Here is a 5,561-nt window from a genome sequence, read left to right as displayed (position 1 = left end):
CGCCAGGTTCGAGCCGAATTGCCGCCTATGCCACCGTCACGCCGGTGATGCGCAGCGCACGGCTCGATGCCTTGGCCGGCGCGCATTTGCATTTCAAATGCGAAAACTTGCAGCGTGGCGGTGCTTTCAAATTCCGTGGCGCCTGCAATGCGGTCTGGTCGCTGGACGATGCACAGGCTGCGCGTGGTGTAGTCACTCATTCGTCCGGCAATCACGGTAACGCGCTGGCGATGGCTGCCGCGACCCGCGGCATTCCCGCGCATGTCGTGGTACCCGATGGCGCGGTGCGCGCGAAGCTCGAAGCGATCGAGCGCGCTGGCGCGGTGCTGCATCGCTGCGAAGCCACCCAGGCGGCGCGTGAAGCCGCTGCCGAGCGCGTGCAACGCGAAACCGGCGCCGAACTTGTGCATCCCTATGCCGATGGGCGAGTCATTGCCGGCCAGGGCACACTGGTGCTCGAGCTCATGCAGCAGGCCGGCCGGCTCGATGCACTGATCGCCCCGGTCGGAGGCGGCGGACTCACATCCGGTTGCGCGATTGCCGCGCACGGTCTCGATCCTTCCCTGGCGCTCTATGGTGCCGAGCCGGAGGGTGCCGACGATACTGCCCGTTCGCTCGAACGTGGCGAGCGTATCGATGACTTCGTGCCCCACACCGTATGCGATGGATTGAGGGCGCTGGTGGGGTTGCCCAATCTCAAGATCTTGCGCGAGCACCGCCTGGAGATCGTCGCCGTCAGCGATGCGGAAACCATTGCCGCGATGAAATTGCTGTGGTCCGAGTTGAAGCTGGTGGTCGAAGTATCCAGCGCCACCGTGCTTGCCGCAGTGCTCAAGCGTAGAGAACATTTTGCCGGTAAGCACATTGGACTGGTGCTGACAGGCGGCAATGTCGATCTCGACAATCTGCCCTGGTGACTGCCGCGCGAGACATAAAGCGAAAGTCTGGAGACAGACAGTGCGGCGCTCTACACAAAGCATTCACACGATAAGTCGCCCAGGTTTGTAAGTGGCTGCCGACAGTGTGCGCTTTTTGCGTTCAATCACACTTTTTCACTGATGAATCGATCATCGTTCCGCCACACAAATTAATCCACCAGCTATCGACGACAGGGGGGGCCCATGATCGAGCTGGAAATGCAGGTCCTGTCCGATCGTCGGGAAGGATTATTGGTCGAACTGGGTCGTGTCGTTGTTGCCAACGGCTTCAGCCTTCTTCGTCAGCGCTTGGCGCAGGACAATCGCGGCGCCTGGCTCACCATGGTCGTACGTGGCCCGGCCGATCGGCAGTTGCTTCTCGAAGAGGCGCTCGGCACGCATAGCCGTGTCCTGAGTTTCGAAGCCTGCCTGGTCGGAGAAAACGGGGTGGCACCCGCGCCTATGGCACATTCCGCGCCCATGGCGCCGGCGCGTTCCCCGGCACCGGTTGCCGCGGCGCCTCTGGCTCATTCGCAAGCGTCGATATCGCCGGCGATGCCGGATGTACGGCAGGTAGAAAACGTGCTGCCGCAGATGGCCCACGACTATCCGCGCATCTTTCCCTGGCTGGTGACACTCCAGAATGCCGTGCCGGAGGAAGCACGCGAGCCATCGCTGCTGCTTGCCGGCCGCCGTACCGGCGCCTGGGTCTATAAGCGCGACTATGCGCTCGGCGCCAAGCTCTCATTGCCCGAGGCGGTCAAGCGCATTGCCTTGCCGGCATTGCGCACGCTGGCCATGGTCGAGCAGCAGGGCGACCACCTGCACATCCGTAACAGCGCGCTGTGTTCGCCGCAGGGGCATTCGAGCTGCAAGTTTTTTAGCGGCTATGTCGAGGGCCTGCTCGGCGATGCGATGACGACCGGGCGGGTATTCGTGCGTAACGCGCAGTGTCGCAGCCATGGGGCCGTCGACTGCGTATTGGAGATTTCATCTTGACCGGCGCGGCCTTGCCCGCGGACTTAAAGCCAAGGAATGTCAATCATGCACGACCACCAGAACTATAATTTGCTACTCGTCGTACTGTCATACGCGGTATCGGTGCTCGGTTCATTCACCGCGCTGCAACTGGCGGTCACCATTCCTACCGCACAGAACGGCAGGCAACGCATGGTCGCGGTATTGGCGGCTGGCGCAGCCATGGGTATCGGTGCGATCTGGGCCATGCACTTTATCGCCATGCTCGCCTGCGACATGGGGTTGCCGGTTACCTATGATCTGCCGCGTACCACGCTGTCGGCCTTGATCGCCTTCGGCTCTTGCGCGATTGGGTTGGGCATTGTCGGTACAGGCGCATTCAACAGTGGCAAGCTGGTACTCGGTGGCGTCTTCATGGGTATCGGCGTGGCAGGCATGCATTACCTGGGCATGGCAGCCATGATGATGGCGGCGGATTTCAGCTATGCGATGAATCTCGTGGCTGTCTCGATCGTGATCGCCGTTGTCGCCTCCATTGCCGCACTCTGGCTGGCCTTCCACATGCGTGGCGCGGCCCAGATGGTCGGCAGCGCCCTGGTCATGGGCGTAGCCGTTTGCGGTATGCATTACACCGGCATGGCGGCCATGAACATGGAAGACAACGGTGGCCATGTACCGCAGAACTATGCCAACGGCCTGCAGGGCGACAACCTGGGCATGATGATCTTCGGCGTCGTGGTCGGGCTGCTGCTGATCATGCTGGGTATTCACCATCTTCGTCAGCGCCGCCGCGCGGCGATCGCCATTTAGACGATCGCCGGGCATGCGAGACATTGGCTCGACGAAGCGGCGAGCCACCCTGAAGGTGGTAAATAGCGAGGGCGCTTGGCGGTGAGCGCGCTACGGTGGTGTCGGCAACCCTGTCATGCCGGCGCTGGCGCAAGTTGCGAACTATGCCTTGGCGCCCTCGCTATTTACCATCTTCAGGGGCCTCGAAAACGGTTTTTGTGCGCAGGGGCGACGTGATCGGCCGCGGCTGAGCCGCTCCCACGAGGCGGCCGGACCTCGGAAGTTCTCATCGGACAGCCCAGGCTTTCGTTGTTGACCCCGGTGGCACGGTATGCTCCCCTCCCACGCGATATCGGGGAGCAAGCAATGGCGGTAACGAAACGTTGCGGTTGGGCCAGCGGTGACCTGGACATCATGCGCGAGTACCACGATACCGAGTGGGGCGTGCCGCTGCATGACGATCGTCTGCTGTTCGAATTCCTTTGCCTGGAAGGCGCGCAGGCCGGGCTGTCCTGGCGCACGGTATTGCTCAAGCGTGACAACTATCGACGGGCATATCATGACTTCGATATCGACAAGGTCGCTGCGATGAAAGATCGCCAGTTGGAGAAGCTACTGCTCGATCCCGGCCTCATCCGCAACCGTCTGAAGATCTATTCCGTGCGTGACAATGCGCAGGCTTCGCTCGAAGCCATTGAAGAATTCGGCAGCCTGGATGCATACCTCTGGTCGTTCGTGGGCGGCAAGACGATTTCCAACCGTTGGCAGGGCATGGGCGATGTGCCAGCAAGCACGCCTGTCTCCGATCGTATGAGCAAGGCTCTCAAGAAGCGAGGTTTCCGCTTCGTCGGCACGACGATCTGCTATGCGTTCATGCAAGCGACGGGGATGGTCAACGACCATGTCGTTTCGTGTTTCAGGCATAGGATGCGAACGGTTAGGCGTGAGGAATGAGGAGGAAAAGCAGGGTGGCCACACTCTTCCTCCTCCCAACTCAAGACGACAAATATCGTTTTCGGAAGCTTTGCAGGTGATGCGCCTCCTTCTGGCTCCTGGCGATCGTCACGACCCAGAGCAGAACCCGTTCGGATAGCTGGCGGATTGGTAGTTGTATACCCATGCCGTCTTCGTCGTGGAATTAGGTTGATTCCACGTGCCGAGGCTGCTGATGGCCTGCATCAGCACCTGCGAGCGCTGCAGCACCGGGGTAGTGAAGTAGGTATCGCTGTCGGCATCGACGCGGAAGGACAGTTCCACCAGGGCCGGCGTACTGCTGCTGCCGATATACCAGAGGGTCAGGGTGAAATCGGCGTCGGAATTACCGATATCCGAACTCGGCCCGGTGTATTCCTGCTGTTTCATCGTCAGGCCGTTGACCGGGACCATCGACTGCGAGCTGTAAGCCGACAGTACGCTGGCGCCGGAGAACTGCGAGATCAGCGCGCTGACACTGCCAGGAGCGCCGCTGCTGGCCGGATCCTGCTCGGTCGAATGCGAGTACACCAGCTTGTCGGGGCTGACGTCGGTTTCGATCTTGCTGCTCTTGTTCTTACCGGTGCCGGTAACGTCGGTGTAGTACGACAGCTCTTCATCCGGATGGCCGTATTTGAACTCCACATCGTTGTCGTCGCCGGTGCGATAGCGTAGCGAATAACCACTGTTATGCAGCACGCAGGTGCTGGGTGTGTCGTAGTAGCTGATCTGATCCTGATCGCCAGCGGAGAAGCTGCCGGTCACGGTCTTGTCGAAGGCGAGCTGGGTAAGGCGTGTCTTGATGGCCGACAGCAGCGAGCTGGCGGCACTGGACGGATTGCTGGCAAACAGACTCGGGTTGAGCAGAACCTTGTATTCCTTGCTGTCTACCGAGACAGGATCGTTGGCATGGGCGGCGACGCTGAGCAGCATGCCAGCTGCCATCAAGGAGCAAGCGAACGACTTCTTCATGTGAGAGTTGCCTTTTGTAAGGTAGGAGGCGCCCCGATCGACCGGTTGCCCTGGCCGGTGCGTTCAGGGCTTAACGTGGAGCTGCATACTGGGCAAGGTAAGGCGGTAAACCAGAAGCATGTTGTCGTTGTCGAACGTAGAGTCGCAGCGCTGGCCCTCCATGACGCAGTGGCGAGCGATGAAATCGTTGTCGTTACCGACGAAGAGGAAATAATCCCAGGGCTTGTCCGGATCGAGCGCGGGCACCAGATCCATCGCCTCCCACTTCTCCGACAACGTAAGCAGCTGGTTTTTCGGTTGCGTGTCGAGGTTGAGGCCGAATCGAGACAACTGTGCGCGATTCAGCAGATTGACCAGCTCGTTCCATGTGGCGGGCTTGATGCCGGGCTTGAGTTCGTTACTCTCGGGCGAGCGCAAGATCGAGGTGTCGCCGGTTTCGTACTTGCTGCCAGCGAGATTGGTCGCATCCAGCGTATCGACCAGCAGGACGCTCTTGTACACGATGGGCTTGTCGTTGTCCGTGCCAAGGCCGTTGCCATCGCGCGATAGCATCAGGAACTGGTGCTCGTTGAGTGCGCGGACTTCGCTCTGTGCCGCGGTCTTGTTGGCAGGTTTGCCATCGCCACGATCGTTGTAGGCGGGGAGCTGCACGACATAATGCCCGATAGGACGGCGCGGTGTCGGATCGTGGCTGACGTCATAAACCAGTACGCGCATATTAATTCGGCCGCTGGCGTCTCCATGGGCGCTGTCCTGGATCAGGGCACTCTGTAAAGCCACAAACAAACGGGTGCCATCGGGCGAGAGCGACATGCCTTCGACGCCCTGGTTGTTGCGTCGTCCGTTCTGCGGCGGGTTGAGCGAGCCGAAATCGAGCTTGCCATTGCTGCGCGGTACGACCGCGGCCGGAGGCACGATCACACCGCGCAACCG

6 protein-coding genes are annotated in these 5,561 nt (G+C 60.7%); 4 read left to right on the top strand and 2 right to left on the bottom strand.

Annotated features, from left to right (window positions below; all coding sequences use genetic code 11):
- The 4 genes from VIM98_RS06245 to VIM98_RS06230 all read left to right on the top strand — a co-directional run.
- Positions 1-917 (top strand): pyridoxal-phosphate dependent enzyme (locus VIM98_RS06245; protein ID WP_331992237.1); only part of this gene is annotated, 917 nt, incomplete at its 5' end.
- Positions 918-1,121: 204 nt separating this feature from the next.
- Complete coding sequence (locus VIM98_RS06240) at positions 1,122-1,916, top strand: hypothetical protein (protein ID WP_331992236.1); 795 nt, start codon at positions 1,122-1,124, stop codon at positions 1,914-1,916.
- 45 nt (positions 1,917-1,961) lie between these two features.
- A complete protein-coding gene (locus tag VIM98_RS06235) occupies positions 1,962-2,705 on the top strand; it encodes an MHYT domain-containing protein (RefSeq protein ID WP_331992235.1) in 744 nt (247 codons plus the stop codon).
- A 345-nt stretch (positions 2,706-3,050) separates the two neighbouring features.
- Positions 3,051-3,638 carry a DNA-3-methyladenine glycosylase I gene (locus VIM98_RS06230; protein ID WP_331992234.1) on the top strand — a complete coding sequence of 196 codons (588 nt, stop codon included), beginning with the start codon at positions 3,051-3,053 and terminating at the stop codon, positions 3,636-3,638.
- A gap of 108 nt (positions 3,639-3,746) precedes the next feature.
- Here the strand turns inward: VIM98_RS06230 and VIM98_RS06225 are convergent, their stop codons facing one another.
- The gene (locus tag VIM98_RS06225; protein WP_331992233.1) at positions 3,747-4,628 is read right to left on the bottom strand and encodes a hypothetical protein; all 882 of its coding nucleotides are present in this window, start codon (positions 4,626-4,628) and stop codon (positions 3,747-3,749) included.
- 63 nt (positions 4,629-4,691) lie between these two features.
- Positions 4,692-5,561: esterase-like activity of phytase family protein (locus tag VIM98_RS06220; RefSeq protein WP_331992232.1), on the bottom strand; the 870-nt coding region annotated here is incomplete at its 5' end.

The organism is Dyella sp. (assembly GCF_036568765.1).
Classification (GTDB): domain Bacteria; phylum Pseudomonadota; class Gammaproteobacteria; order Xanthomonadales; family Rhodanobacteraceae; genus GSA-30.
The sequence above is the reverse complement of the archived record's forward strand: the minus strand, read 5'-3'. Positions and strand labels throughout refer to the sequence as shown.